This is a genomic window from Enteractinococcus helveticum, from assembly GCF_001657475.1.
GTDB lineage: Bacteria > Actinomycetota > Actinomycetes > Actinomycetales > Micrococcaceae > Yaniella > Yaniella helvetica.
Window position 1 is genome coordinate 1 of the sequence record NZ_LXEY01000109.1, and the last position, 23,974, is coordinate 23,974.

Genomic DNA, 23,974 nt, shown 5'->3' on the forward strand with positions numbered 1-23,974 from the left:
CAACGGCAGAATCGAACACCTGCGCGGCACCGCCCTAGGCTTCCGTAACCTCATGCATTACATCACCAGAGCACTGCTCGACACCGGCGGATTCAGACACCAACTACACTCATTTTTACGATGAGCCGGTTATATTTCCCTGTTGCAAGCGTAGATCCATACATATGACACTGTCGGCTACCTCCGAGTCAATGGACGGGCTGGTTTGGTCAGGCTAATCAGAAGATCACCGACCGGAGGTCACTGATCCTCATGGGAGACAACGAGCCCAAAAAAGCGATCAAAGAACTTCACGAGTTTGGTGACCACACGCTGTTTCACACCGTCAAGGGAGTGCTCCGGATTAGTGGCGAACCGAGACACTCTCGGCAGGATCTCCACGATTTCGGTACCAGCGGTTCGCAGCTCGCCATCACGGAAGGTGTGCTCCATGAAGGCTCGGGCTGGCTCTGCCCGAAGCCGTTCGCTGTCGATAATTTCGTCGAGCTCTGCATTCTTCCGGTCCTCGATGAACTGGCGCCAGACAAGATCAATATCGGAATCCTGCTGGGCAGAGATGGACTCTACGAAGGCTTCGACCAGATCTTTCTTGTTGCGCAACGACGGTGAGGCATCGACGGCGCGACTAATCTCTGACCGCAGTTCCTTGTCGTCACCCTCGCCGTGTTCCTGCCGGTATTTATCAACGAGCATGAGGATGTAATCGACGTTAATCTCGACCTGTTTGATCAGTTCGATTTCAAAGACCACGTCCTCATCGATCGGTTCATCTTCGGTCTGCGTCCGAGCCCGCCGCTCCTGGTAGAGATCCAGGTAGAGGCTCTGGTAGTCCTGCAGCATCCTGGGCGAGAGCGGATTGTCGGCGCGGTTGGGGTCCGTGAAGTCGTCGAAGCTAGTCAAGATGTTATGCAAGCGCAGAATACCGCCGAGGAGTCGGATGAAGTTCTTCTGCTCTTTCTCTCTGGGGATGATCGGTGCGCTGCCATCCACGCCCAGCGGGAAATCTTCAACCAGATTGTTGACCGCCGACTGATACTCCGCCAGATACTCGGCATAGGATTTCATCAGGACGATGCCCTGAGCGTCCTTGTTACCGAATAAAGAGATCGCGTCGTTGGTTTCTTCTTCCAGGTTGCGAAACGAGACAATATTGCCAAAGGTCTTCACCGAGTTCAGGATGCGGTTGGTCCGCGAGAACGCCTGGATCAGGCCGTGATAGTGCAGGTTCTTATCCACGAACAACGTGTTCAAAGTGGTGGCATCAAACCCGGTGAGGAACATGTTCACCACGATCATCAAATCTACCTCACGATTCTTCAACCGCAGCGACAGATCCTTGTAATAGTTTTCGAAGCTATCGGAGGAGGTATCGTAGTTCGTATTGAACATCGTGTTGTAATCAGCAATGGCCTCCTCTAAGAAGTCACGATCATCACGTGCCAAATCGGCTGGATCCATCGACTCATCCGGTAGCAGCGAGATCCCGTCCATCTCCTGATTCGGGGCAAACGAGAAAATCGTGGCCACCCGCAGCCGCCGATCCGGCACCAACTCAGCCTGTTGCTTCTGAAATTCGCGATTGTACGCCCGGGCTGCCGCAATCGAGGCCGTCGCGAGCATCGCATTGAGCCCGTTGACCCGTCGAGACTTCCGGATTTCGGCGACCTTCTTCGACGACCGAGCCGAGGCCACCTCTGACACGTTCAACAGCTGATCAAAGTCATAACTGAAGGCCCGTTTGGTTTTGCGGTCGAAATTTTCCAGAATGTATGCGGTGATCTGCTCAATCCGCTCCGGAGCCAGCAGCGCAGATTCCGTGTTGATCCCCGGTACCTCAGCGTTCTCAGCCTGAGCACTAGCCGTGACCGTGTTGACATACGAGATCATAAACGGCAACACATTTTTATCCTTAATGGCGTCCACAATCGTGTACGTGTGTAGCTTGTCGCCAAACACTTGTTCTGTGGTCAACAGACTCGGGCCAGACGACCGGGTTGTGCCCTTGGTGATCGCTGAGGTTCGCGTCGGCGCATTCACCGCAAAAATCGGCGTACCAGTGAACCCGAACAAATGATACTTCCGAAACGACCGGGTGATCGCACCGTGCATCTCCCCGAACTGACTACGATGACACTCATCAAAAATCAACACCACGTGCTTGCCATACACCTCATTTGCAGGGTTACTCTTAATGAAATGAGACAGCTTATGGATCGTGGTGATGATGATCCGAGCGTTCGGGTCTTCTAACTGGCGCTTGAGCACCGCCGTGGACGTATTCGAGTTGGCAGCGCCTTTTTCAAAGCGGTCGTACTCTTTCATCGTCTGATAGTCCAGGTCCTTGCGGTCCACCACGAACAGCACCTTGTCCACCGACGACAGCCGGGTCGCCAACTGGGCCGTCTTGAACGACGTCAGCGTCTTGCCCGAGCCAGTGGTGTGCCAGATGTAGCCACCGGCCTCCACGGTGCCCCACCGCTTGTAGTTGGAAGCCGTCTCAATCCGACGCAAGATCTGCTCACAGGCCACGATCTGATACGGCCGCATGACCATCAACGTCTTGTCATAGGTCAAGATGCAATACCGAGTCAGCACCGCCAACAAAGTGTGCTTGGCAAAAAACGTCCGAGTAAAGGCCCGTAATTCTTGGATCGGTTTGTTTTCCGCATCCGCCCACCAGGACGTGAACTCAAAGGAGTTCGAGGTCTGCTTTCTCTTCGATGACCTGCCAGCCTGGGCTTTTTCGACATGCTGCAACCGGGTGGTATTGGAATAATACTTCGTCAACGTCCCATTAGAGATCACGAAGATCTGCACGTAGTCAAACAAGGCCCGGCCAGTCCAAAAGGAGTCCCGACCATATCGCCGGATCTGATTGAACGCCTCCCGTAACGGCACCCCACGGCGCTTGAGTTCAATGTGCACCAGCGGCAACCCATTGACCAAAATGGTCACGTCATAGCGGTTGCCGTACCGTGACCCATCCTGCGCGGTGCCGCCATCTTGCGCTGCTTCGACTTCGTACTGGTTGATGACCTGCAGCCGGTTGTTGTGCATATGCACTCGGTCAATGAGCTTGATATTCGACATCGAGCCGTCATCACGGACTAATTCTTGCAGGTACCCGTCCCCCTGAATACGCTCCGCCTTGTCCGCGATGGTGTCCCGCTCATTGGCGATGACCGTCCGAAAGAATCTCTCCCACTCGGTATCAGAAAACTGCGTCTCATTGAGCAGTTCCAACTGCAGACGCAGGTTGACGATCAGGTCTTCCTCGCGCCGGACTGGGACATGCTCATAGGCTTGAGCCGTCAACTGTTTGACCAGCATGCGTTCCAGCTCAGCCTCCGACTGGTAGGCCGAAGTTGATTCAGCCTCCGGCTCGTAGACCGCCACCACCGTGCTGCCGGCACTATAATCCGAATCAGCAGCCGCCAAATTGTCGTAGACCACGACCTTATTCTCATGGACTGACATGAATCTCAGGTCTCCCTAGGAGTGAAGCGCAGCAACTCATCACGATAAAACTCGTACTGCTTGCGACGTAAGCTGATTTCCTGTTCGATGGACTGGATGAGAGCCTCAAAGGCATCGAGTTGAGTTACGATGTCTTGCTGTACTTCTCTGGCAGGTACTTTGATCTCGAAAGTCGACATCGCTTTGTCCGAAATCCTCCGAACCTTCGTGCCAGTTATGAAACGGCGCTTCTGCAGCTGAAACGACGAGCTAGCGAAGAAGTATGAGACGAACTTGGGGTCCAAGTCATGGCTGTAAATGTAGGCATCAGTACCTACGACCACCTCCTCATGACCTAACCAGGCCACAGCCTTACCAAGGTCCTCATCGTTTTCCGAGGTAGTAGCGACAAACAGATCCCCAGGCTTCATTGTTCGCTTACCAGCAGCAAACTGTGTTGTTACGAATGCCACAGTGTTTTTGGTAGACAACCCATACTGAGTGAAAACCTGACCATAGTGCATGCATGGAATGCCAGAGTCGACGAAGTCCTTCTTCTGTAGACTACTTCCACGGGTAAACTTTCCGACACTACCGAGCGTCGTAGACTCTGCATCGAGGTTTTCAAAGATGTCATCGATGTACTCCGACATCTGAGTCGTCCGGAGCTCAAGTTCCGACACCAGGCTCTGCTCGAGGTCGGTAAAGGCATCGAGCATCTGAACAATCTCCTGCTGTACCTTCAACGGCGGCAATGGGAACGTAAAGTTCGCCATGATTCGTGCACTGAGATTATTAATCGTAGTGGACGTAAGGGCAGTCTGAAGATAGCTCTTGAATAGGCCACTGCTCAGAACATGGTAAAAGTAACGAGAGCGCAAGTCATCGCTAGTCCTGATAACTGCCATGAAACCACCGAACGTGTAGGGCATACCCTCCTCGATGAAGGCGACCTTGCCGACATGCTCTCTGCTCCCGCTTCCAGCACAAATTAAGATATCACCAGCGCTGAGTTTCTGTCTCTCACTCACCTTCACTTCGGGGGAAACGCATTTCACATCATCAAAATTGAGTGTATTCGATCCCACAGTGATGTTGTTCGCGCGCAAGAGCTTAATGCCGCCAAGAGTACACGAAGTCACTTCTTGGTCCTTCTTGTAGGTAACACCACGAACGTAATCACAAACATCAGAAAATCGCGCCCGAACTACTTCTCCCGAGCTAATCTCATCAAGGAGCTCAGTCAGCTTACTCATTGGCCACACCCACCTCAGCACGGTCGGCCTCGAGCTCGGCGACGATGGCTTCAACCTCTTCGCGCAGTGTCATCTGGTTGGTTACGAGCTCTGCGATCTCGGCGTTCAGCTCGACAATATTGGTCTTTTCGCGAGTGTCTTCGACCTCGACGTAAGCAGACACCGTCAGGTTGTAGTCGTTCTCGGCAAGGGTCTCGTTGCTGACCCGATGAGCCTCGTACTTGACGTCTTCGCGGTTGCTGAAGAGTTCCACGATCTCGTGGCGATGTTCATCTAGCAGGACGTTCTTGTTCCCGTTCCGCCGGAATTTTTCGGATGCGTCAATGAATAGCACGTCATTGTCGGTCTTGGCCTTTTTCAGCACGATGATGCAGGTAGCGATCCCGGTGCCAAAGAACAGGTCTGGAGGCAGCTGGATGACGGTGTCGACATAGTTGTTATCCACAAGGTACTGGCGGATTTTCTTCTCGGCCCCTCCTCGGTAAAGGACACCGGGGAATTCGACGATCGCGGCAGTGCCGTCAGTGGCAAGCCAGTGCAGCATGTGCATGACAAACGCCAAGTCCGCCTTGGTCTTTGGAGCAAGCACACCAGCCGGCGCGAACCGCGAGTCATTAATCAACGTCGGATCATCAGCGCCGACCCATTTCGTAGAATACGGGGGGTTGGAGACAATCGCTTGGAAGGGTTCCTCATCCTGATGCTGGGGCTCCGTGAGCGTGTCCCCATGGGCGATGCTGAACTTGGCGTAGTTGATGTCGTGGAGGAACATATTCATTCGCGCCAGGTTGTAGGTCGTCCGGTTCAGTTCCTGGCCGTAAAAGCCCATGCGGACATTGTCTTTGCCCAACACTTTGGCGAACTGTAGCAGCAGGGACCCGGACCCACAGGCTGGGTCATAGACCTTGTTCACGCTGGTCTTGCCCACCACGGTCAGACGAGCCAACAGGTTGGATACCTCCTGCGGGGTGAAGTACTCCCCACCAGATTTTCCAGCGTCTGCAGCATACAGGCCCATGAGGTATTCATAGGCGTCACCGAACATATCGATGGTGCTGTCTTCGAAGGTCCCCAGCGATAAGCTGCCGATGGTCTCCAGCAGTTCGAAGAGCTTCTTGTTCCGTTGCGGGACGGAGTTCCCCAGCCGGGTGCTGGAGACGTCGATGTCTTCGAACAATCCCTTGATGTCGTCTTCACTTTTGGTCCCGATTGCGGATTCCTCGATCGCGTTGAAGACCTCTTTGATGAACAGGTTCAACTGTTGTTCACGGAATTCCGTGGCCTCTGGATCTTTCATTCCCAAGGCCGTGCCTTTGCCAGCTGCGCAACCCCAGACGTTTTCAAATAGGTGCGACGGCGGCATAAAGAAGCCCTTCGCCTCCACGATACCGTCCCGAATAGTCATGGCTTGCTCATCGGAGATCTTGGCATAATCAAAGTCAGTTGCGCCGGCTTCCCACTCACCCGCATTGATGTAGTGGGTGAGGTTTTCGGAAATGAACCGATAAAACAGCATGCCCAGAACGTAGGCTTTAAAGTCCCAGCCATCGACGTGACCCCGCAGCTCGTTAGCTGTCCTCCACAGAGTCTTCTCCAGCTCCGCCTTCTGCGCTGCTCTTATCATCCTGACTTATCTCCTGCTCTTGTTGCTAAGACCGAAAGTCCGATCTTAGTTACTTCCACTAGTTATATCAGTCAGCCCGGATATCAAAGATCCGGGGCCGAACATATGTTACGGGACAAGAGAGTCTTCCATTGAGGTGTAGGGTCACTTTGGGTCTTGAGCGTCGAGTAACGCGTGCTCCGACGGTTCAAGCGGAAGTGCATCGGTGCGCTTTTTCGTGCGGGTGGACCAGGCATGATTTTCCGGTTCAACTTACCTGCGCCAAACGCGGGTGTAGCAGACCCAGCTGGCTGGCTGTGTTGACCCAGAAGTTCCGGTCGACCAGCTCTGACTGATGATAGAGGTCTCGGCGGGATCCTCGTGGAACAGCTATTTCTTGTTCAGTATTTCATCGACATCATTAATAAACACAGAAAGTAGCTCCCCGTCCTGATGAAGGACAATGCCATGGCCCAAGTCCTTTCGCATTTCCTTGAGCAATCTCTCCAGAATGAGCATGAGGTGAGATGTATCAGTCTGACCTCTGATGGATGCGAGCCGAAAATCACTCCAAGCCCGGATTACCCCTCGTGAACCGTAAGTAATAAGTTTCGGGGTGATATCTGCGAAAAAGTCGACCATGGCATCCTCGTCCATTGGTTCTTTTTTCTTGAGGTTCAGCATCCTCATAAAACCGCGAATCATATCATCGTAAAGTTCGGTCTTCTTTTCTCGAATCGCGGTCTCCCGCGAGCGCTTACGCTCCAGACTCCTACTCGTAAAGTATGTAATTATTGGCACCGAGACCACCCCGAACAGAGCCGCAAGTGGGGTTTGCGTTTCGGGGTTTAGAGCAAGAAACCAAGAAACGATAGCCCGTAGTAGCCATACTAATAAACCGAGGAACCCGGCAAGGAATACAAACCCAAAGAGCTTTTGTAATAGCTGTTTCAAGCAGAGACACCTAACTTACCGCGTGCGGATAAACAAAAGACCGGAACTGAAAATCAGTTCCGGTCTTTTAATTTGGTGGAGGCAAGGGGACTCGAACCCCTAACCCCCTGCTTGCAAAGCAGGTGCGCTACCAATTGCGCCATGCCCCCGAGGACTTATTCGATTACATCTGTTGCTGCTGCCCAAATGTCTTGAGCTTCTTTACGATCAGCAACGATCTTATAAGTTACACCTGCAGCAGCGACCATGGCAAGTCCTAGAAGAACTTTTTTCATGTCCACTCCTTGTTGGTGTAGTGGGCGTACCAAGACTTGAACTTGGGACCTCATCGTTATCAGCGATGCGCTCTAACCGCCTGAGCTATACGCCCTCATTTCGGAACAGGCCAGTGACCCGAACCGAAATATAACCTTACACCCGAATTTCAAAAAAGCAAAATCGGAAGGATATGTTTCTTAGTCGTCTGTAAGGGTAAGACCAACTCCACCGACCAAAGAGGCACACACGTTGTATAACAGCGCTGCTAGGGATGCTGCGATGGTGATTAAGACAACGTTGAGGACCGCGATGATCGTCGTCATCGACGCGACCTGCCCCAGGGTGAACAGCTCTTGAATCTGCGTACCGCCGCCCTCGGTACCGAGGATGGTGCCGAGCAGTGCGTTGATGTCATCGAAGATGCCGGTCAGGTCCATGGTGGTCCACAGGAAGATCCCTGCGACCACGGTGACGATCCCTAAGCCTACGGATAGTAGGAAGGAGATCTTGAAGACGGACCAGGCGTCAACTTTTGCGATGACGAGCTTGGCGCGGCGTGCTTTGGCTTTTGGTGCCGGACGTACGAGGCCTTTACCGGCGCCAGGTTTAGCTTTTGGCTTGCCTTTGCTCGCCGGCTTACTGCCACCCTTGGTGGTTTTGGCGGCTTGAGTCTTACTCAAACTATGCTCCTTCGTCGTTCCGGTCAGTATCCGAGGATACCTGATCTTGGACGGTGGATTCATCTGTTGTGGTGTACTCGGTTTCGTCGCCTTGATCGGCGTCGTCGTCGAGGTCATCAATTTCGTAGTTCAGGGTTGCACCGACGATGCGGTCGTTCTTGCCTGGTGAGGCGAAGATGACGCCCATGGTGTCGCGTCCGCGGATTGGGACTTGTTCAACGGCTGAGCGTACGACGTTCCCGGATTCCATGATGACCAGCACTTCGGTATCGTCTTTGACGACTTCACCACCGACCAGTTCGCCACGTGCCTCGGGCAGGTTGGCGACCTTAATGCCGTAGCCACCGCGGTTTTGGGTGCGGTACTCGTCCACAGACGTGCGCTTAGCGAAACCGCCATCGGTGATCGTAAAGACGTACGCGTCGTCTTCGATGACCGCCATGGTCAGCAGTTTGTCGTCTTCGCGGAATTTCATGCCGCGTACACCGGCGGTGGCGCGACCCATCGGGCGCAGGGCTTCGTCGGTTGCGGTGAAGCGCAGCGATTGGCCCTTGCGGGAGATCAGGATGAGATCGTCGGTCTCGTCAATGAGTTTGGCGGCCACGACTTCATCGTCCTCGTTGAGGTTGATCGCGATCAGACCGGCTTGGCGTGGGCTGTCGTAGTCCTCGAGGCGGGATTTTTTGACCATACCCGACTTGGTGGCCAACACCAGGTACGGGGCGTCTTCGTAAGTTTCCAGGGTCAGAACCTGCGCGATGTGTTCATCGGGCTGGAAGGCCAGCAGGTTGGCCACGTGTTGGCCGCGGGCATCCCTGCCGGCCTCTTGGAGCTCATAGCCTTTGATCCGGTAGACGCGACCAAAGTTCGTGAAGAACAGCAACCAGTTATGCGTTGAGGTCGTGAAGAAGTGTTCGACCACGTCCTCATCGCGCAGTGCTGCACCGCGGACACCTTTACCACCGCGGTTCTGGGCGCGGTAGTTGTCCACCTTGGTGCGTTTGACGTACCCGGAACGGGTGATGGTCACGACGACTTCTTCTTCGGGGATGAGGTCTTCGATCGACATGTCGCCGTCGTAGCCGTAGAGGATCTCGGTGCGACGCTCATCGCCGTGGCGTTCGACAATGCCGGCGAGCTCTTCGGAGATGACTTCGCGCTGACGGGTTGGCGATTCCAGGATCGCAATGTATTCGGCGATCTTGGCTTGCAGCTCATCGTATTCATCCTGGATGTTCTGACGTTCCAGGGCGGCCAGCTGGCGCAGCTGCATCAGCAGGATCGCGCGAGCTTGTTCGTCGTCAATGGTCAGCAGGGTCTTGAGCTCTTCGCGGGCCACATCGGCCGAGGCCGAGGCGCGAATGGTCGAGATGACCTCGTCGAGCATGTCCAGGGCTTTGAGCAGGCCCTGGAGGATGTGCGCGCGTTCTTCGGCCTTGCGTTTACGGTACGCGGTCCGGCGGACGATGACTTCGACCTGGTGTTTGACCCAGTAGTGCACGAACCCATCGAGTGACAGGGTGCGTGGCACGCCGTCGACCAGGGCCAACATGTTGGCCGAGAAGTTTTCTTGCAGCGCGGTGTGCTTATACAGGTTATTCAGTACAACCTTGGGCACGGCATCGCGCTTGAGAATAATAATGAGGCGCTGGCCGGTGCGTCCGGAGGTTTCGTCGCGGACATCGGCGATGCCGGACAGTTTGCCCTCGTTGATCAGCTCAGCGATACGCCGGGCCAGGTTGTCCGGGTTGGCCATGTAGGGCAGTTCGGTGATGACCAGGCACGTGCGGTTCTGGATTTCTTCCACGTTGACCACGGCGCGCATGGTGATCGAGCCGCGGCCGGTGCGATAGGCCTGTTCGATCCCGGCATGGCCAAGGATGGTTGCACCGGATGGGAAGTCTGGGCCCTTAATGCGCTTCAGCAGGGCTTCCAGGAGTTCTTCACGGCTGGCCTCGGGGTTGTCGAGGTACCACTGGACCCCCTCGGCGACTTCGCGCAGGTTATGCGGTGGGATCTGGGTGGCCATACCCACGGCAATACCGGTGGACCCGTTGACCAGCAGGTTCGGGTAGCGGGCCGGCAGCACGGTGGGTTCTTGCTGTTTGCCGTCGTAGTTGTCCTGGAAGTCGACGGTGTCTTCGTCGATGTCGCGGACCATTTCCATGGCCAACGGCGCCATTTTGGTCTCGGTGTAACGCTGGGCGGCTGCACCATCGTTCCCCGGTGAACCGAAGTTGCCCTGGCCTAAGGCTAGTGGGTAGCGCATGACCCAGTCTTGGACGAGGCGAACCAGGGTGTCATAGATGGCACTGTCACCGTGGGGGTGGTAGTTCCCCATGACTTCGCCGACCACGCGGGCGGATTTATTGAAGGAGCGCTCTGGGCGGTAGCCGCCGTCGTACATTGCGTAGATCACGCGGCGGTGGACGGGTTTCAGGCCGTCACGTACGTCTGGCAGGGCGCGTCCCACGATTACGGCCATCGCGTAGTCGAGGTAGGACCGTTTCATTTCGGTCTGGAGATCAATCTGGTCGACGCCGGACCGCTGTTCTGGCTGGTCAGTCATTGGGGTTTGCTCGTCACTCACGGGCTAGTCATCTCTCCGGGTTGTTCGTCAAAAAAGTTTTGCGGCTGTGCGGGCGGCAGGTTAGATGTCCAAGAAGCGCACGTCTTTGGCGTTCTGCTGGATGAAGTTACGTCGGGATTCGACATCTTCACCCATCAGCATCGAAAACACTTGGTCGGCGGCTGCGGCGTCGTCCATGGTCACCTGGAGCAGGGTGCGATGCTCTGGATCCATGGTGGTTTCCCACAGTTCCTGGTAGTTCATTTCCCCCAGACCCTTATAACGCTGGATCGCGTTGTCTTTGGGCAGGCGCCAGCCTTTTTCTTCACCGCGGGCCAGGGCCTCATCACGCTGTTCGTCAGTGAACACGTGTTCGTCTTGATGGTTGGACCATTTGATTTTGTACAGCGGTGGCTGGGCCAGGTAGACGTAGCCGTGCTCGATCAGTGGGCGCATGTAGCGGAACAACAGGGTCAGCAGCAGCGTGGTGATGTGCTGGCCGTCGACGTCGGCGTCGGCCATGAGCACGATCTTGTGGTAGCGGGCCTTGGTGATGTCGAATTCTTCACCGATGCCGGTACCGAATGCGGTGATCATGGCTTGGACTTCAGCGTTCCCCAGTGCGCGGTCGAGGCGTGCGCGTTCGACGTTGAGAATCTTTCCGCGTAACGGCAGGATCGCTTGGGTGCGGGGGTCGCGCCCCTGTTTGGCCGAGCCACCGGCCGAGTCACCTTCCACAATATAAATTTCGGATTCTTCCGGGTCCTTGGACGAGCAGTCACTGAGTTTGCCGGGCATGCCGAAGGATTCCAGCGGCGATTTGCGGCGCGCATTTTCCCGAGCTTTGCGGGCGGCCATGCGGGCGTGCGCTGCCTGTTGGGCTTTGCGGATGATGTCGCGTGCCGGGCCGGGGTGGGCCTCCAGCCAGTCGCCGAGTTGTTCGGTCATGGCCGAGTACACGTACCCGCGGGCTTCTGAGTTGCCCAGTTTGGTCTTGGTCTGGCCTTCGAACTGTGGTTCGGCAAGTTTGACCGAAATGACGGCGGTCAGGCCCTCGCGGATGTCGTCACCGGTGAGGTTTTCGTCTTTTTCGCGCAGGAGCTGTTTTTCCCGCGCGTACCGGTTGACCAGTGAGGTCAGCGAGCCGCGGAAGCCCTCTTCGTGGGTACCGCCCTCGTGGGTGTTGATCGTGTTGGCGTAGGTGTGCACCGATTCGGAGTACGCGGTGGTCCACTGCATGGCCACTTCGATCGACATGCCCATTTCGGTGTCTTCCCGGTCAAAGGCGATAACGTCGTCGTGAATCAGTTCGGCGCGCTTGGATTTATTCAGGTGGGTAACGTAATCCAGCAGGCCGTCTTCGTACATGTAGTCGACCATGCGCACGGTGTTTTCGGGCGCCGCCTCGGGACCTTCTTCGGCCTCGGCCTGGATCTCGACCTCTGCTTCGGCCAGGGTTTCCCCGTTGGCCTCACCGGCAATTTCATCGGCGTTGGCAGTGGTTTCGACGGCTTGTTCGCGCTCATCGGTCAGCGTGATGCGCAGGCCCTTATTCAAAAAGGCCATCTGTTGGAAGCGCGCGCGCAGGGTTTCAAAATCAAAAACCGTGGTCTCGAAAATTTCAGGGTCCGGGTAGAAGGTTTGGGATGTCCCGGTCTTATCGGTGGCCGGTCCTTGCTGCAGGGCATTATCGAGCATCCCGCCATTCTTAAACGAGATCGTCCATTCATAACCCTGGCGATAAATAATCGTTTCAACACGCGATGACAGCGCGTTGACCACGGAGACACCCACACCGTGCAGACCGCCCGATACGGCGTACCCGCCGCCACCGAATTTCCCGCCGGCGTGCAGCACGGTCATCACGACTTCAACGGTGGGTTTATTTTCGGTCGGGTGCATATCAACCGGAATACCGCGTCCGTTATCTTCCACGCGCACGCCACCGTCTTTTTGTAGCGTGACGTGAATGGTATCTGCATGGCCAGCTAGCGCCTCGTCCACGGAGTTGTCGACGACCTCATACACCAGGTGGTGCAGTCCGCGTTCGGAAGTAGATCCGATGTACATCCCCGGCCGTTTGCGGACTGCTTCCAGCCCCTCCAGTACGGTGATGTCGCCTGCTTCATAGGAATGCTCAACGCGTTGCAGTTCAGACTGCGCCTGTGTAGGCATAGCTGGATTGTCAGTTAAATTTTCAACCACGGGCCGTATTGCTCCTGTGCAGATCTAAATCAGAAAAGTCTATAACGTGCCTATTCTACGACATTTTGTGTGATTTCGCCCAAAATGCGGGGGTGCTGTCGGCTAAAATCTCTTCCAGAACGCCCAAAATTGCCTTTAGGGCGTCATCGTAGGCCCGATTATGGCCCCGGTATCGTCTGGCGGTCCACAAATCGCTCTACAGGCCATTGACGCGCCGCGATTTTATCGCCACTGGCCTCTACCACGCCGGGAGTACCCACTACCGCCGGGTCCCTTAATTTCTAATTTGGTGATGACGCCGGGCCCCAATCGCTCATCAAATTTATGCATCAGCTGCGGAGTCAACAACCGTAACTGCGTTGCCCACGCCGTCGACGATGCCCGCAACACCAGCTTGGCGTTTTCAAAACTTTCGACTTTGGCGTTCTGGGCAATCTGTTCACCCACAATCGACGACCAGTCCGCTAACACCGAGCCCACCGCAACCGGTTCTTTCCACCCGCGTTGGGCAATGAACTTAGAAAACACATCCCCCAGCGGCTGTGGTCCCGCTGTCTGCACCGGTTTGTCATACGCGGCGCGCTTTTTCTTCCGACGTCGTTGGTGCTGACCGGCCATTCCCGGACGGAATCCGGCCTCGGCAGCTGCCTGGCGCACTCGCTGCAGCGCTGCAGCTGCGGCATCAATTTGGTCCTGTTCGTCGTGCTCGTGCTCAGTCATGCTCGCCCTCGTCGAGGGAGACTGAACCTTCGGCGTCTTCGAACTGGTTGGCTTCAATCAGTTTCAGCGTTTCAAGATCCGCCAGGTGTTCCCCGGGTGATGAAATGCCGTCGCGCATTTGCACCGGTATGTGGGTCGCGTGGAGACCTTCTGGGATATCGGCAGTAACCGCCGCGGTGATGATGAGCTGTTCGGCATCGCGGGTCATGTCCACTAACCGGCTGCGTCGGGCAGCGTCCAGTTCGGCAAAGACGTCGTCGAGAATCAACACCGGTTTGCCCCGTGGGTCCGGATCGTCTTCGACTAACACCCGATAGGAGGCCAGCCGCAGCGCCAGGGCGAGCGACCAGGTTTCGCCGTGTGAGGCAAAGCCCTTGGCCAGCGCGGGGCCTAAAGTGATGACCAGATCATCACGGTGGGGGCCTACGAGTGTGACGCCGCGGTCGCGTTCCGAGCGGTAGGAGTTTTCCAGTTCGGCCAAGATAGCTTGGTAGAGCTGGGATTCATCGGGTACTTCGGCGTGCTGCCCGGTGGCCAGTGGCACGGTGGACTGGTAGGCAAATCCGGCGGGCTTATTGCCATTGGAAAGTTCCGCATACGCCTTTGACGTCGGCGCGGCGAGCAAGCGCAGCGCGTGCAAACGACCGTTAATGAGTCTGGCGGCAGCACGTGAGAGGTGTTCATTCCACACGGCCAGCGTGGTTTCGTGTTCCTCGGTCCAGGATCCCGGTTTGCGTCCGGATTTTAACAGGGCATTGCGTTGGCGCAGGACTCGATCAAAGTCGCGTCGTGCATCGCCCAGTGCCGGACGCATCTGGACGATCAGGTCATCCATGAAGCGGCGTCGAATATCGGGTTGGCCGATGACCAATTCGATGTCTTCGGGGGCAAAGAGTACGGCTTTGAAAATGCCGTAGGCCTGGCGAGCCGGTTGTGGTGTACCGCGGTTGATGGCCACCCGGTTGGATTTACCGGGGTTGATCTCGTATTCAATAGAGATGGCCTGTTCACCGCGGTGGATCCGTCCGCGAGTTATTGCCTGGGTTGCTCCGATGCGCACCAGAGGGTGGTCATTGGAGACTCGATGTGAGTGCTGAACCGCGAGATAGTTGATGGCCTCAGCGATGTTGGTTTTCCCGACCCCGTTGGCACCAATCAGGATGTTGGGGCCGGGTTTGAACTCAAGCTCGGTCTGTTCGTATGAACGATAGTTGGTCAGCGAAAGATGGGAAAGGTACACGGTTAGTTTGGAATGCGGATCGGCATGACCAAATACCGGTAGTCCTCATTCTGCGGGCCTTCAAGTTCTTTTTTACCCGTCAGCAGGGCCGGTTTTGGTGCGCTGGTGAATGCGAAACGAGTGTAGGCACCACCAATGATATTCAATCCGTCCGAAAGGTAGGAGGGGTTGAAGGCTACGGTAATGTCTTCGCCGTCCAACTGGACTGGTACGGATTCCGTTGCCGATGCATCGTCGCCTTGGCCTGCTGATAGTGAGACTTCACCATCGGTAAAGGACATCAGCAGTGAAGTGTTGCGCTCTGCTACCAGGGCGACACGTTTGACTGCTTCGACAAGCTGCGCGGTGTCAACGGTTGCATAAATATTTGATTCGTTAGGGAACAGTGAACGAATTTTCGGATATTCACCATCGACCAGCAAGCTGGTGGTGCGACGCCCACCTGAGGAGAAGCCGACGAGTTCGGCAGAATCTTCTTCGGCAGAGAGACGGAATTCAATTTCACCACCGCCACCCAGTGAGCGAGCAACTTCTGTCAGAGTGCGGGACTTGACTAGCACTGAAGTGGAAATCGATGGATCGTGTGGCGTCCAGGTGATTTCTTTCATGGCCAGGCGATAGCGGTCTGTAGCCAGGAAGGTGATGGTGTCACCTTCGATTTCAATTTTGACGGCAGTCAAAATTGGCAGAGTGTCATCTTTGGAAGCTGCAGCGGTGACCTGTGAGATGGCTTCGGCAAATACCGAACCGTTGATCGTGCCGGCAACTTCTGGCATGGCCGGAAGGGCTGGATATTCCTCAACTGGCATCGTGGCCAAGGTGAAAGTGGAATTCTGACACGTCACAATGACGCGAGATTCAGCCAATTCGATGGTTACCGGAGCATTCGGTAACGATTTGACGATATCGCTGAGCATGCGGCCTTCAACGAGAATCTGGCCTTCGGTATCAATGTGCGCTTCAACATCCAGTTGCGCTGAGGTTTCGTAATCGAAACTTGCGATTGAGACGAGATTGTCTTCAGCAGTGATGAGCAAACCACGTAGCACCGGAACGGGTGGTCGAGGTGACAGAGAACGTGCGGTCCAAGTGACAGCGTCAGTTAGAACATCCCGTCCGATTGTGAACTTCACGAAGAGTCTGCCTTCCCTTTGAGTGTTTGCAACACAGTTTGCCGATGACAATACGTTGACACCTGAATTTATAGAGGTGCGGTAGTTAGCTTAGCGCGGTTTGAGGATGGGTGCGACATAAGTGGAGTCATTGGGGAGTATTTGCGGGAAAACTGGAAAACCTCTATTTCGCAAAATCTTCAGTCCATCGTTATTTAGAGGTGTTTAAAGGAATAGTGGTGTTAGTAGGTGGTGTGGATACTGTGGAAAACCCTGTGCATCCGCACCCCTATAACGATTTTGCTGTGGATGACGAAGTGCACGGTTCTCGATTTGCGTGTGGGCAACTTGTGTACGACCAAATGTCTTACATCGGTGTAATTCCACCGATTAATAGAGTTATCCGCAACCCTAATCCACTTATCCCTTAAGAATCCACAGGTTTATCCACAACGTGGATAATGGAGTTAAACTTCCGTGTGGATAAGTCTGTGGAAACCTGTGGATTACCGTGGACCCCGGTTCAGGAGAAATCGTTACTTGAGCACGTAGCAGCCAAATAGGGGTACTAGGGGTATGTGGATTAGCCTTCAACCTTAACTTGAAGGCAACCAGGTTTAACCGCGAGTTAAACTTTTATTTTCTTATTCAACAACGAGTGCGTAATATCTTTAGATATTTCTTGCCCGCTGCTTAATTTTGTTGGTGAGCTCTGTGACCTGGTTGTAAATCGCATGCCGTTCGCTCATCAAGTCGCGAATTTTCCGATCAGCGTGCATCACTGTGGTGTGATCGCGTCCACCGAACTCTGCACCAATTCGCGGTAACGACATCTCTGTGAGCTCGCGCAACAGATACATTGCGATTTGGCGTGCAGTTACCAGCGTTCGGGTCCGAGACTTGGATTGCAGATCAGCTATAGAGAAACCGAAATAGTTGGCGGTCTCATCCATAATCAGATCCGAAGTAATCTCTTGAGCATCATCGTCGGTAATCAGATCCTTCAGTATGTACTGAGCCTGATCAAGGTTAATGGGCTCATTATTCAGCGAAGCATAGGCCGTCACTCGAGTAAGGGCACCTTCGAGCTCCCGAATATTGGTGTCGATGCGCGAGGCAATATATTCCAATGCATCTGCGGGAACTGAGATTCCTTCTGCATCGGCTTTTTTCGCCAGAATCGCGATGCGAGTTTCCAGATCAGGTGGCTGAATATCGGTGGTGAGGCCCCATTCGAAGCGAGAACGAAGACGTTCTTCGAATCCAGACAGCTGCTTCGGAGGCAAATCCGATGTAATCACGACTTGCTTGTTGTTGTTATACAGCGCGTTGAAAGTATGGAAAAACTCTTCAACCGTGGCCTCTTTGTTGGCCATGAACTGGATATCATCAATCAACAGAATATCGACGTTGCGATAGATCTGCTTGAAGGATGCACCTTCATCGTGACGAATCGAGTTAATGAAGTCATTGGTGAACTCTTCAGAGTTGACGTAGCGCACGCGCAGACCAGGGAAGAGTTCTTGAGCGTAATGCCCGATCGCGTGCAACAAGTGGGTTTTACCCAGCCCGGATTCTCCATAAATAAAGAGCGGGTTGTAGGACTTGGCCGGAGATTCAGCTACGGCATAAGCGGCGGCATGTGCGAATCGGTTGGAGGAACCGGTAATGAAGTTGTCAAAGTGGTAGTGCTCATTGAGACGTGATCGTTCACCTGAACTTGGTGAAACATTTTGCTGCAGTCCACCACTGGGCGCAGCAGCCGGATTGGTTCTTGAAGAAAATAGCTCATCCAGGAGGGGCTCTTCGGAATGTGATTTCTCGGCCCGACTCTGAGTAGCTTCGGAGATATCCACAACATTATCCACAGGAGCGTGATTGGGTGTGGATCGCGGTGGAGAACTTGGAATTTCCGGCGCAAACGCGTGCATATTTGTATCTATGGAATACGCACAATTGATTTCTGTGCCAAAGACTTTCGTAAGTGCTTTGGCGAGATTGTCTTGCAACTGGGTTTCTAGAATGTCCCGTGTCATCTCATTTGGGACGGCCAACAGCAGGGTATTTGCGATGAGCCCTTGTGGTCGTGCAAGATCCAAAAAACCCATTTGACTTGGACCGATGTCGCCAGAAGCGCGTACAGTATCAACAACTCGCTTCCATGAGTTGATGATCGATTCACTGACACTCATCTTTAAAACTCCACCTCATCGGTCCCGCACTGACTCTGAGTTCCTCTCGTCATCACCGCACTATTCACACGTCGCACGCTGGCTGCGCATTTCGGACTGCTTCCGCGAACTGGCGCAGTTCCCAAAATGGGCCATCCCCAACCCTAACCTTAATTTCCACAGGTAGAAGGTAGTTATGCACAGCTTATACACAGTAAGCGTATTCGGGTAATCGAATGCAAGGGCTGATTTGACCAAAGCGGCTGCTGTTCTTAGACTTGTTGAGTCTTACTCGGGGCGAAGTGTGCCCTTTTTGTGGCTGCGACCGGGAAGACATGAACAGATAATGAACGAATATCGCCGAAGTTTTTGGGCAAACGCAGTTTGAAACGTACTTCCCAAGCACGCTTCTGCGTTTGAATGAGTGTGGAGAATAACAGTGACTAAGCGGACTTTTCAGCCGAATAACCGCCGCCGTGCCCGTAAGCATGGTTTCCGTTCCCGTATGCGCACCCGCGCCGGTCGTGCAGTTCTTTCAGCGCGCCGTACCAAGGGTCGCGCACGTCTGAGCGCCTAAAGAAGCTCGGTGCCGGTGGCCCAGGAGCTTGATTGAGTGCTACCGCAACACCAGCGAATACGCACTGCAGCACAATTTTCTGATACACAACGTTCCGGTTCCCGTTTCGGCAATCGGAACGTTGTCGTATCTGCAAATATTCGAACCGATGCAGCAGAAGCCCCTCGTGCGGGATTCATTGTTTCTAAAGCTGTAGGCAACGCCGTGACTCGAAACAGAGTCAAACGCCGTTTGCGTGCCATCGTCACCGAAGTCTTTGATCGCGACCTTGGGGTAGATCTTTCCGACGGTTCCATTGATCTCGTAGTCAGAGCTTTACCAGCTTCGGCTCATCTAGATTTCGACGACCTCCGGGAGTCAACCACTCACGCGGTTCACGGGGCACTCAGAAAGTTTATGCGTCGTGGTCAGTAACGATAAGCAGTCGCAATCCCCCATCGGAACGCAGCCTTCTCCGTTCATCGTGAAAGAGAGTGCAAAGGAATGGGGATTGTTCCGTGCGCTGCCATCCACCCTGATTGGTTGGCTACTGCGGGCTTATCGAAAGATTATCTCCCCTACCTATGGGGACGTCTGTAAATTCTTTCCGACTTGTTCCGCCTACGGCCTAGAAGCGGTTTATACGCACGGTGCCATTAAGGGTAGCCTTATGGCAGGACTACGCGTGCTGCGTTGTCATCCTTGGCAAGATGGTGGCATAGATCCGGTTTCCCCTGGAAAACGGATTTGGCCGGATGGCAAGCAACCATTGATTATTGAACTGAATCACCCGGTGATTCCACCGGATGACGACGCCACCGAAGAGGAATAAATAAGACTATGGGATTTTTTGACACGATTCTCCTCCCCTTCACATGGGCGGTCTCGTGGGTACTGAGCATGTTCCACACAGTGCTCGGCGCTCTCGGCATGGACTCCGATTCCGGTTGGACTTGGACACTAGCGCTCGTGCTGTTGGTCGTGCTTATCCGTACGTTGTTGATCCCGGTGTTCGTCAAACAGATCAAATCGCAACGTGCCATGCAAGAGTTGCAGCCTGAGATTAAAAAGCTGCAAGAGAAATATAAAAATAAAAAAGATCAGCTCTCCCGCCAAGCGATGGCGATGGAGCAGCAGCAACTTTTCAAAGATCGAGGGACCAGTCCGTTCGCAGCGTGTCTGCCGATGCTGGTCCAGATGCCTTTCTTCTTCGCGCTCTATCGCGTATTGGTTTCAGCCTCTGGTGCTGCTCAGGATAATGAGTCGATTGGCGCACTCTCCGCAGATGAGATCCATTCATTCTCGAACTCGACCTTTGCTGGCGCGCAGATGTCCGACATCTTGGGCGACCATGTTGGTGAAAACTTTGACCTGAACGTGGTTATTGTTGCCGTCATTCTCATCATCTTGATGGTGACATCCATGTTCTACATGCAGAAGTCTCTGATGGGTAAGAACATGTCTGAGGCCGCTCAGACCGGACAGTTCGCTCAGACACAAAAAATCATGCTCTATGCCCTGCCCGCAGTGTTTGCGATCGGTGGATTCAACTTCCCAATTGGCGTGTTGATCTACTGGACGGCGACGAACTTCTGGGCTGTCGGACAGCAGCTTTTCATTATCCGTCGCAACCCGACTCCTGGATCCATCGCCGAACGTGAACTCAATGAACGCCGTGCTGCCAAAGGCCTGCCTCCTGTCGGTAAAGCAGCCAAAGAAGCTGAAGAGCGTGCTGCCGCAAAAGAGCAAAAACCCAAGGGCCAGCGTCAGCAACCTGTGAAAAAACCTAGGAAGAAACGATGAACGAAGAACAAACCAACGCTACTGAAGACGTGACCGATGAAGAAGAACTTGAGGTCACGGATCTCGAGGCAGAAGGCGATCACGCCGCCGATTACATCGAGGAACTTCTCGACATCGCTGACCTCGATGGTGACATCGATATCGAGGTACGCAACAACCGGACGTACCTTTCCGTTCTGGCCTCAGAAGACGATGAGGATATCCAAGGTCTGGTTGGCAAAAACGGTAAGACCCTGGAAGCTCTGCAAGAGCTGACTCGCCTTGCTGTCCTGTCTTCAACCGGTCAACGTTCACGCCTAATCCTCGACATTGCTGGCCACCGAGTGCAGCGTGCCGACTCACTACGCGAACTAGCTCGTGAAGCGATCGCAAAAGTCGAATCGGACGGCGGTCAAGAGCACATGAACCCCATGAGCCCATACGAACGTAAGATCGTCCACGACGTCGTGGCTGAAGCCGGCCTTTACTCCGAATCTGAAGGTGAAGGTCCACGCCGTCACGTTGTGATTAGCGCCGGAGAATAGTCTTGTCTGAGAACCAACCTATACCCGTGACTGACCCTGCCGAGGCGCAACTAGCTCGCCAGGAAGCCTGGATCGTAGATGCTGCTGAAGTAATCTACGGTGACCGCACAGACGTCGCTGAACGCTTCGTCGAGCATTTGGTAACCACGGGCATAGAGTGGGGCCTGCTGGGTCCTCGGGAGATCCCGAAGATGTGGGATCGTCACGTGCTGAATTGCGCCGTCGTTCAAGAACTCATCCCCCGCGGCGCTGTGATTGCCGACGTAGGCTCTGGAGCAGGTCTTCCTGGCCTTGCATTGGCCATTGCTCGACCAGATGTGCAGTTCGTGTTGATCGAGCCACTAGAGCGTCGTGTGGACTGGTTGGACATGGTCGTTGAAGACCTTGGTCTCGACAATGTCGACGTTATCCGAGCTCGTTCCGAGCAAGTATTCGATACAGTAGATGTGGATATCGTGACAGCTCGTGCAGTTTCTGCAATGAAATCCCTGGTGCCCATGACCGTGCCGTTACTGCATGGTCAAGGAGAACTGCTAGCCATCAAAGGTAAGAGCGCCGCAGCAGAGATTGAAAAAGCAGACAAGGTTCTACGCAAGTTCAAGACAAAGAAATCTGAAGTCCTTACAGTAGGAGAAGAACTTTTAGAAGTTCCTACTACAGTAGCGCGACTGACGTATGGTTCGTAACCAGCACGTGCAATATACTTCAAATTTAAAGTAATGGAGGCTGGCTTGGTCGATCAAGATAACCTTTCACGTGGCCTAGAAGAAACATCTTCTAGCGTGGCATCAACGCCTCTTGCTCGACAATTGGAGTCTGAAAATCGACGTCGCGAAAGGCTCAAAACCAAGCGCATGCCCAAACCCGATAAGACGCGTATCATCACTATCTCCAACCAAAAGGGCGGAGTAGGAAAAACTACCACCACGGTGAACCTGTCGACGGCAATGGCACGTGCCGGCATGAATGTCCTGGTCATTGATATAGATCCACAGGGCAATGCTTCCACCGCATTGAATATCCCCCACCCGCAGGGTACGCCCTCGATTTACAATGTCTTGATCGAGGACTGGGAGCTCAAAGATGTCATCTACGAGAATCCAGAGACCGATAATCTCTACGTCGCTCCGTCCACTATTGACCTTGCCGGTGCAGAAATTGAGCTCGTTTCTTTAGTTGCTCGTGAGCAACGATTAACGCGCGCTCTCAAGCGGTACTTCGAGTACCGTGATGCGAATAATATGTCACGCATCGATTACATCTTCATTGATTGTCCACCCAGCTTGGGATTGCTCACCGTCAACGCGTTCGTAGCGGCCAACGAAGTCCTGATCCCGATTCAGACTGAATACTATGCGCTTGAGGGACTTTCCCAGCTGGTCAAGAACATCGATATGATCCAGCAGCACCTGAACTCCGAGCTGCACGTCTCGACCATTCTGTTGACGATGTTCGACTCGCGTACCAATCTCGCTGTACAAGTGGCAGAAGAGGTTCGAGATTTCTTCCCGGATCAGGTTCTGCAATCGGTTATTCCACGCAACGTTCGGATTTCCGAAGCACCTTCTTACCAGCAGAGCGTATTGACCTACGACCCAACTTCGACTGGTGCGCTGAGCTATCGTGAAGCTGCGATGGAAATTGCAGAACGCGGAGCCAGCACGTAAACGTTCTATCTCTCGGGTCGGCGTATAGTGCAGACGTGAGAAATACCCTCATTGAGGTACGAGAATTATAACCATCCTGCCTTAGTTGATCCGTTTCACGTGAAACACCTCTATTGAGGAATGTTCGGTGCTTTTCTTGTCAGAATAGGTTTCCCTATTCATTAGGGCACCACTATTCTTAGATGCTCTCCATTGCTGAGTGTTGAAGGTGTGGAAATTCTTTTGAGCTGTACCTGAATTGCTGGGTCAAGTTGCGACTATCTCGATTGGATATTCTGTATCGCTAGGGCGTTGGACCAAGTGGTAGAGTAGCATCCTCTCCCCCGGCAAGGTTCCGGTCGATCTGTACCTCAGGAGCATACCTAGATGCTTCAAAAAATGAGAACCGTGTTGAGTTACACCTCTAATAGGGGCTATTTGTTTTCAGCTGTGTTTCATGATGCTGTAGGGAAGTCACTGTTCCAGAAAAATCTATACAATTAGGATTTCACATTTACGCTCCATCATAGAGAGCGAATACTTTAGCAGTGCTTTGTATTGCTAAGGCATTGCGTTAACACGACGTGTCGTATGCGGCGGGAAGTCTTCGTGTCCAGGATTTTTATTTTTCATCCTGCTCATTGTTCGTGTCAGAGTGCTGCTTGGCGTTGGTATAGCGTCGTTCTCCTTCGAGGAGCTCAACATACGGGATGCTGTACCTTCAATGAAATGCGTCATTGGATGCACTCTTTCACACCTGACATTTATGTCGTTCAAGAGTACTGGAATGCATCCAGGTGTCGCGAAGTCAAACGGAAGAGGTTCGAGTCCTGCTTTCCGTCATATCGGTTGTCTGGTGCAACATGCATTTGGGCTTAACGTCAGGAGCCATCACACTGCAGTGGTTCAGACAAGTGCTCGCTCCAGGACTTCGAACTGTCGCTCATCTTTGCTGACGATAGGTATGCAGAGTGTATAGATTTTGAGTCTTGAACGAAATTTGATTTAGGCCCCTCCCCTGCCCACCTTGAAGCACCAGTCTCGGTTACTTCAGCACGGAGCCCTCTTGTTGTTACTTAGTCCAAATCGCTCGATGTTTGTGATCAACTAGAACTAGGCCAGATGAGCAGGGAAATCCAGCCAGTTCAGCGGTTGGTTTCCGGCCAAAAGAGCGTCAAGAATCCGGCCAGTTATCCACATGTTTATTGTGTGGTGTTGTCC

The 23,974-nt window shown here is 53.8% G+C and carries 20 protein-coding genes and 2 tRNA genes; 8 read left to right on the top strand and 14 right to left on the bottom strand.

What is annotated here, in order from left to right:
* Positions 1 to 240: 240 nt before the first annotated feature.
* The 13 genes from A6F49_RS15205 to dnaN form a co-directional block, all read right to left on the bottom strand.
* Complete coding sequence (locus A6F49_RS15205; RefSeq protein WP_082911843.1) at positions 241 to 3,477, bottom strand: type I restriction endonuclease subunit R; 3,237 nt, start codon at positions 3,475 to 3,477, stop codon at positions 241 to 243.
* A gap of 5 nt (positions 3,478 to 3,482) precedes the next feature.
* Entirely contained in the window at positions 3,483 to 4,712 is a 1,230-nt protein-coding gene (locus A6F49_RS15210; RefSeq protein WP_052499928.1) for a restriction endonuclease subunit S, read from the bottom strand.
* On the bottom strand, positions 4,705 to 6,336 hold the full coding sequence (locus tag A6F49_RS15215; RefSeq protein WP_043055424.1) for a type I restriction-modification system subunit M: 1,632 nt from the start codon (positions 6,334 to 6,336) through the stop codon (positions 4,705 to 4,707). Before A6F49_RS15215 ends, A6F49_RS15210 begins: the two co-directional genes overlap by 8 nt.
* 369 nt (positions 6,337 to 6,705) lie before the next feature.
* Positions 6,706 to 7,269 carry a hypothetical protein gene (locus tag A6F49_RS15220; RefSeq protein WP_043055423.1) on the bottom strand — a complete coding sequence of 188 codons (564 nt, stop codon included), beginning with the start codon at positions 7,267 to 7,269 and terminating at the stop codon, positions 6,706 to 6,708.
* A 73-nt stretch (positions 7,270 to 7,342) separates the two neighbouring features.
* Positions 7,343 to 7,418 (bottom strand) — tRNA-Ala (locus A6F49_RS15225).
* A gap of 6 nt (positions 7,419 to 7,424) precedes the next feature.
* Complete coding sequence (locus A6F49_RS18545) at positions 7,425 to 7,544, bottom strand: DLW-39 family protein (RefSeq protein WP_235605032.1); 120 nt, start codon at positions 7,542 to 7,544, stop codon at positions 7,425 to 7,427.
* 21 nt (positions 7,545 to 7,565) lie between these two features.
* A tRNA-Ile gene (locus A6F49_RS15230) sits at positions 7,566 to 7,639 on the bottom strand.
* 85 nt (positions 7,640 to 7,724) lie between these two features.
* Positions 7,725 to 8,207 carry a DUF3566 domain-containing protein gene (locus A6F49_RS15235; RefSeq protein ID WP_327019980.1) on the bottom strand — a complete coding sequence of 161 codons (483 nt, stop codon included), beginning with the start codon at positions 8,205 to 8,207 and terminating at the stop codon, positions 7,725 to 7,727.
* A gap of 1 nt (position 8,208) precedes the next feature.
* Positions 8,209 to 10,776, bottom strand: coding sequence for a DNA gyrase subunit A (gyrA, locus tag A6F49_RS15240; protein WP_043055430.1), 2,568 nt, complete (start codon positions 10,774 to 10,776; stop codon positions 8,209 to 8,211).
* A gap of 81 nt (positions 10,777 to 10,857) precedes the next feature.
* Positions 10,858 to 12,951 (bottom strand): DNA topoisomerase (ATP-hydrolyzing) subunit B, encoded by a 2,094-nt coding sequence (gene gyrB / locus A6F49_RS15245; protein ID WP_043055429.1) that lies wholly within the window; start codon positions 12,949 to 12,951, stop codon positions 10,858 to 10,860.
* Between the two features lie 252 nt (positions 12,952 to 13,203).
* Positions 13,204 to 13,701, bottom strand: a complete 498-nt coding sequence (locus A6F49_RS15250) for a DUF721 domain-containing protein (protein ID WP_043055422.1) — start codon at positions 13,699 to 13,701, stop codon at positions 13,204 to 13,206.
* Positions 13,694 to 14,941 (bottom strand): DNA replication/repair protein RecF, encoded by a 1,248-nt coding sequence (gene recF, locus A6F49_RS15255; RefSeq protein WP_067605856.1) that lies wholly within the window; start codon positions 14,939 to 14,941, stop codon positions 13,694 to 13,696. Before recF ends, A6F49_RS15250 begins: the two co-directional genes overlap by 8 nt.
* A gap of 2 nt (positions 14,942 to 14,943) precedes the next feature.
* Entirely contained in the window at positions 14,944 to 16,074 is a 1,131-nt protein-coding gene (dnaN, locus tag A6F49_RS15260; RefSeq protein ID WP_043055421.1) for a DNA polymerase III subunit beta, read from the bottom strand.
* Positions 16,075 to 16,184: 110 nt separating this feature from the next.
* Here dnaN and A6F49_RS17865 point away from each other — a divergent pair, with 110 nt between their 5' ends.
* Positions 16,185 to 16,484: a hypothetical protein gene (locus A6F49_RS17865; RefSeq protein ID WP_150119556.1), complete on the top strand. Its 300-nt coding sequence runs from the start codon at positions 16,185 to 16,187 to the stop codon at positions 16,482 to 16,484.
* Positions 16,485 to 16,724: 240 nt separating this feature from the next.
* On the opposite strand, the gene dnaA is transcribed toward A6F49_RS17865, so the two are convergent.
* Positions 16,725 to 18,245, bottom strand: coding sequence for a chromosomal replication initiator protein DnaA (gene dnaA / locus A6F49_RS15265; RefSeq protein ID WP_043055420.1), 1,521 nt, complete (start codon positions 18,243 to 18,245; stop codon positions 16,725 to 16,727).
* A 418-nt stretch (positions 18,246 to 18,663) separates the two neighbouring features.
* Here dnaA and rpmH point away from each other — a divergent pair, with 418 nt between their 5' ends.
* Genes rpmH through A6F49_RS15295 form a run of 7 tightly spaced genes read left to right on the top strand, consistent with a single transcriptional unit; the run spans position 18,664 to position 22,774 of the window.
* Positions 18,664 to 18,801 (top strand): 50S ribosomal protein L34, encoded by a 138-nt coding sequence (gene rpmH / locus A6F49_RS17520; protein ID WP_082911845.1) that lies wholly within the window; start codon positions 18,664 to 18,666, stop codon positions 18,799 to 18,801.
* Positions 18,802 to 18,837: 36 nt separating this feature from the next.
* Complete coding sequence (gene rnpA, locus A6F49_RS15270; RefSeq protein WP_043055419.1) at positions 18,838 to 19,215, top strand: ribonuclease P protein component; 378 nt, start codon at positions 18,838 to 18,840, stop codon at positions 19,213 to 19,215.
* Positions 19,205 to 19,612, top strand: coding sequence for a membrane protein insertion efficiency factor YidD (gene yidD / locus A6F49_RS15275; protein ID WP_235605033.1), 408 nt, complete (start codon positions 19,205 to 19,207; stop codon positions 19,610 to 19,612). Before rnpA ends, yidD begins: the two co-directional genes overlap by 11 nt.
* 8 nt (positions 19,613 to 19,620) lie before the next feature.
* Positions 19,621 to 20,583 carry a membrane protein insertase YidC gene (gene yidC / locus A6F49_RS15280; protein ID WP_043055418.1) on the top strand — a complete coding sequence of 321 codons (963 nt, stop codon included), beginning with the start codon at positions 19,621 to 19,623 and terminating at the stop codon, positions 20,581 to 20,583.
* Positions 20,580 to 21,107 carry a Jag family protein gene (locus tag A6F49_RS15285; RefSeq protein WP_043055417.1) on the top strand — a complete coding sequence of 176 codons (528 nt, stop codon included), beginning with the start codon at positions 20,580 to 20,582 and terminating at the stop codon, positions 21,105 to 21,107. Before yidC ends, A6F49_RS15285 begins: the two co-directional genes overlap by 4 nt.
* 26 nt (positions 21,108 to 21,133) lie before the next feature.
* Positions 21,134 to 21,793 (top strand): 16S rRNA (guanine(527)-N(7))-methyltransferase RsmG, encoded by a 660-nt coding sequence (gene rsmG, locus A6F49_RS15290; protein ID WP_082911846.1) that lies wholly within the window; start codon positions 21,134 to 21,136, stop codon positions 21,791 to 21,793.
* 45 nt (positions 21,794 to 21,838) lie between these two features.
* Positions 21,839 to 22,774, top strand: a complete 936-nt coding sequence (locus A6F49_RS15295) for a ParA family protein (RefSeq protein ID WP_327019981.1) — start codon at positions 21,839 to 21,841, stop codon at positions 22,772 to 22,774.
* Positions 22,775 to 23,974: the final 1,200 nt, after the last annotated feature.

Excerpts from the sequence above, each read along its gene's own strand:
- A6F49_RS15205 (WP_082911843.1), bottom strand. The coding sequence starts at position 3,477 with ATGTCAGTCCATGAGAATAAGGTCGTGGTCTACGACAATTTGGCGGCT.
- A6F49_RS15210 (WP_052499928.1), bottom strand. The coding sequence starts at position 4,712 with ATGAGTAAGCTGACTGAGCTCCTTGATGAGATTAGCTCGGGAGAAGTA.
- A6F49_RS15215 (WP_043055424.1), bottom strand. The coding sequence starts at position 6,336 with ATGATAAGAGCAGCGCAGAAGGCGGAGCTGGAGAAGACTCTGTGGAGG.
- A6F49_RS18545 (WP_235605032.1), bottom strand. The coding sequence starts at position 7,544 with ATGAAAAAAGTTCTTCTAGGACTTGCCATGGTCGCTGCTGCAGGTGTA.
- gyrA (WP_043055430.1), bottom strand. The coding sequence starts at position 10,776 with ATGACTGACCAGCCAGAACAGCGGTCCGGCGTCGACCAGATTGATCTC.
- gyrB (WP_043055429.1), bottom strand. The coding sequence starts at position 12,951 with ATGCCTACACAGGCGCAGTCTGAACTGCAACGCGTTGAGCATTCCTAT.
- A6F49_RS15250 (WP_043055422.1), bottom strand. The coding sequence starts at position 13,701 with ATGACTGAGCACGAGCACGACGAACAGGACCAAATTGATGCCGCAGCT.
- dnaA (WP_043055420.1), bottom strand. The coding sequence starts at position 18,245 with ATGAGTGTCAGTGAATCGATCATCAACTCATGGAAGCGAGTTGTTGAT.
- yidC (WP_043055418.1), top strand. The coding sequence starts at position 19,621 with ATGGGATTTTTTGACACGATTCTCCTCCCCTTCACATGGGCGGTCTCG.
- A6F49_RS15285 (WP_043055417.1), top strand. The coding sequence starts at position 20,580 with ATGAACGAAGAACAAACCAACGCTACTGAAGACGTGACCGATGAAGAA.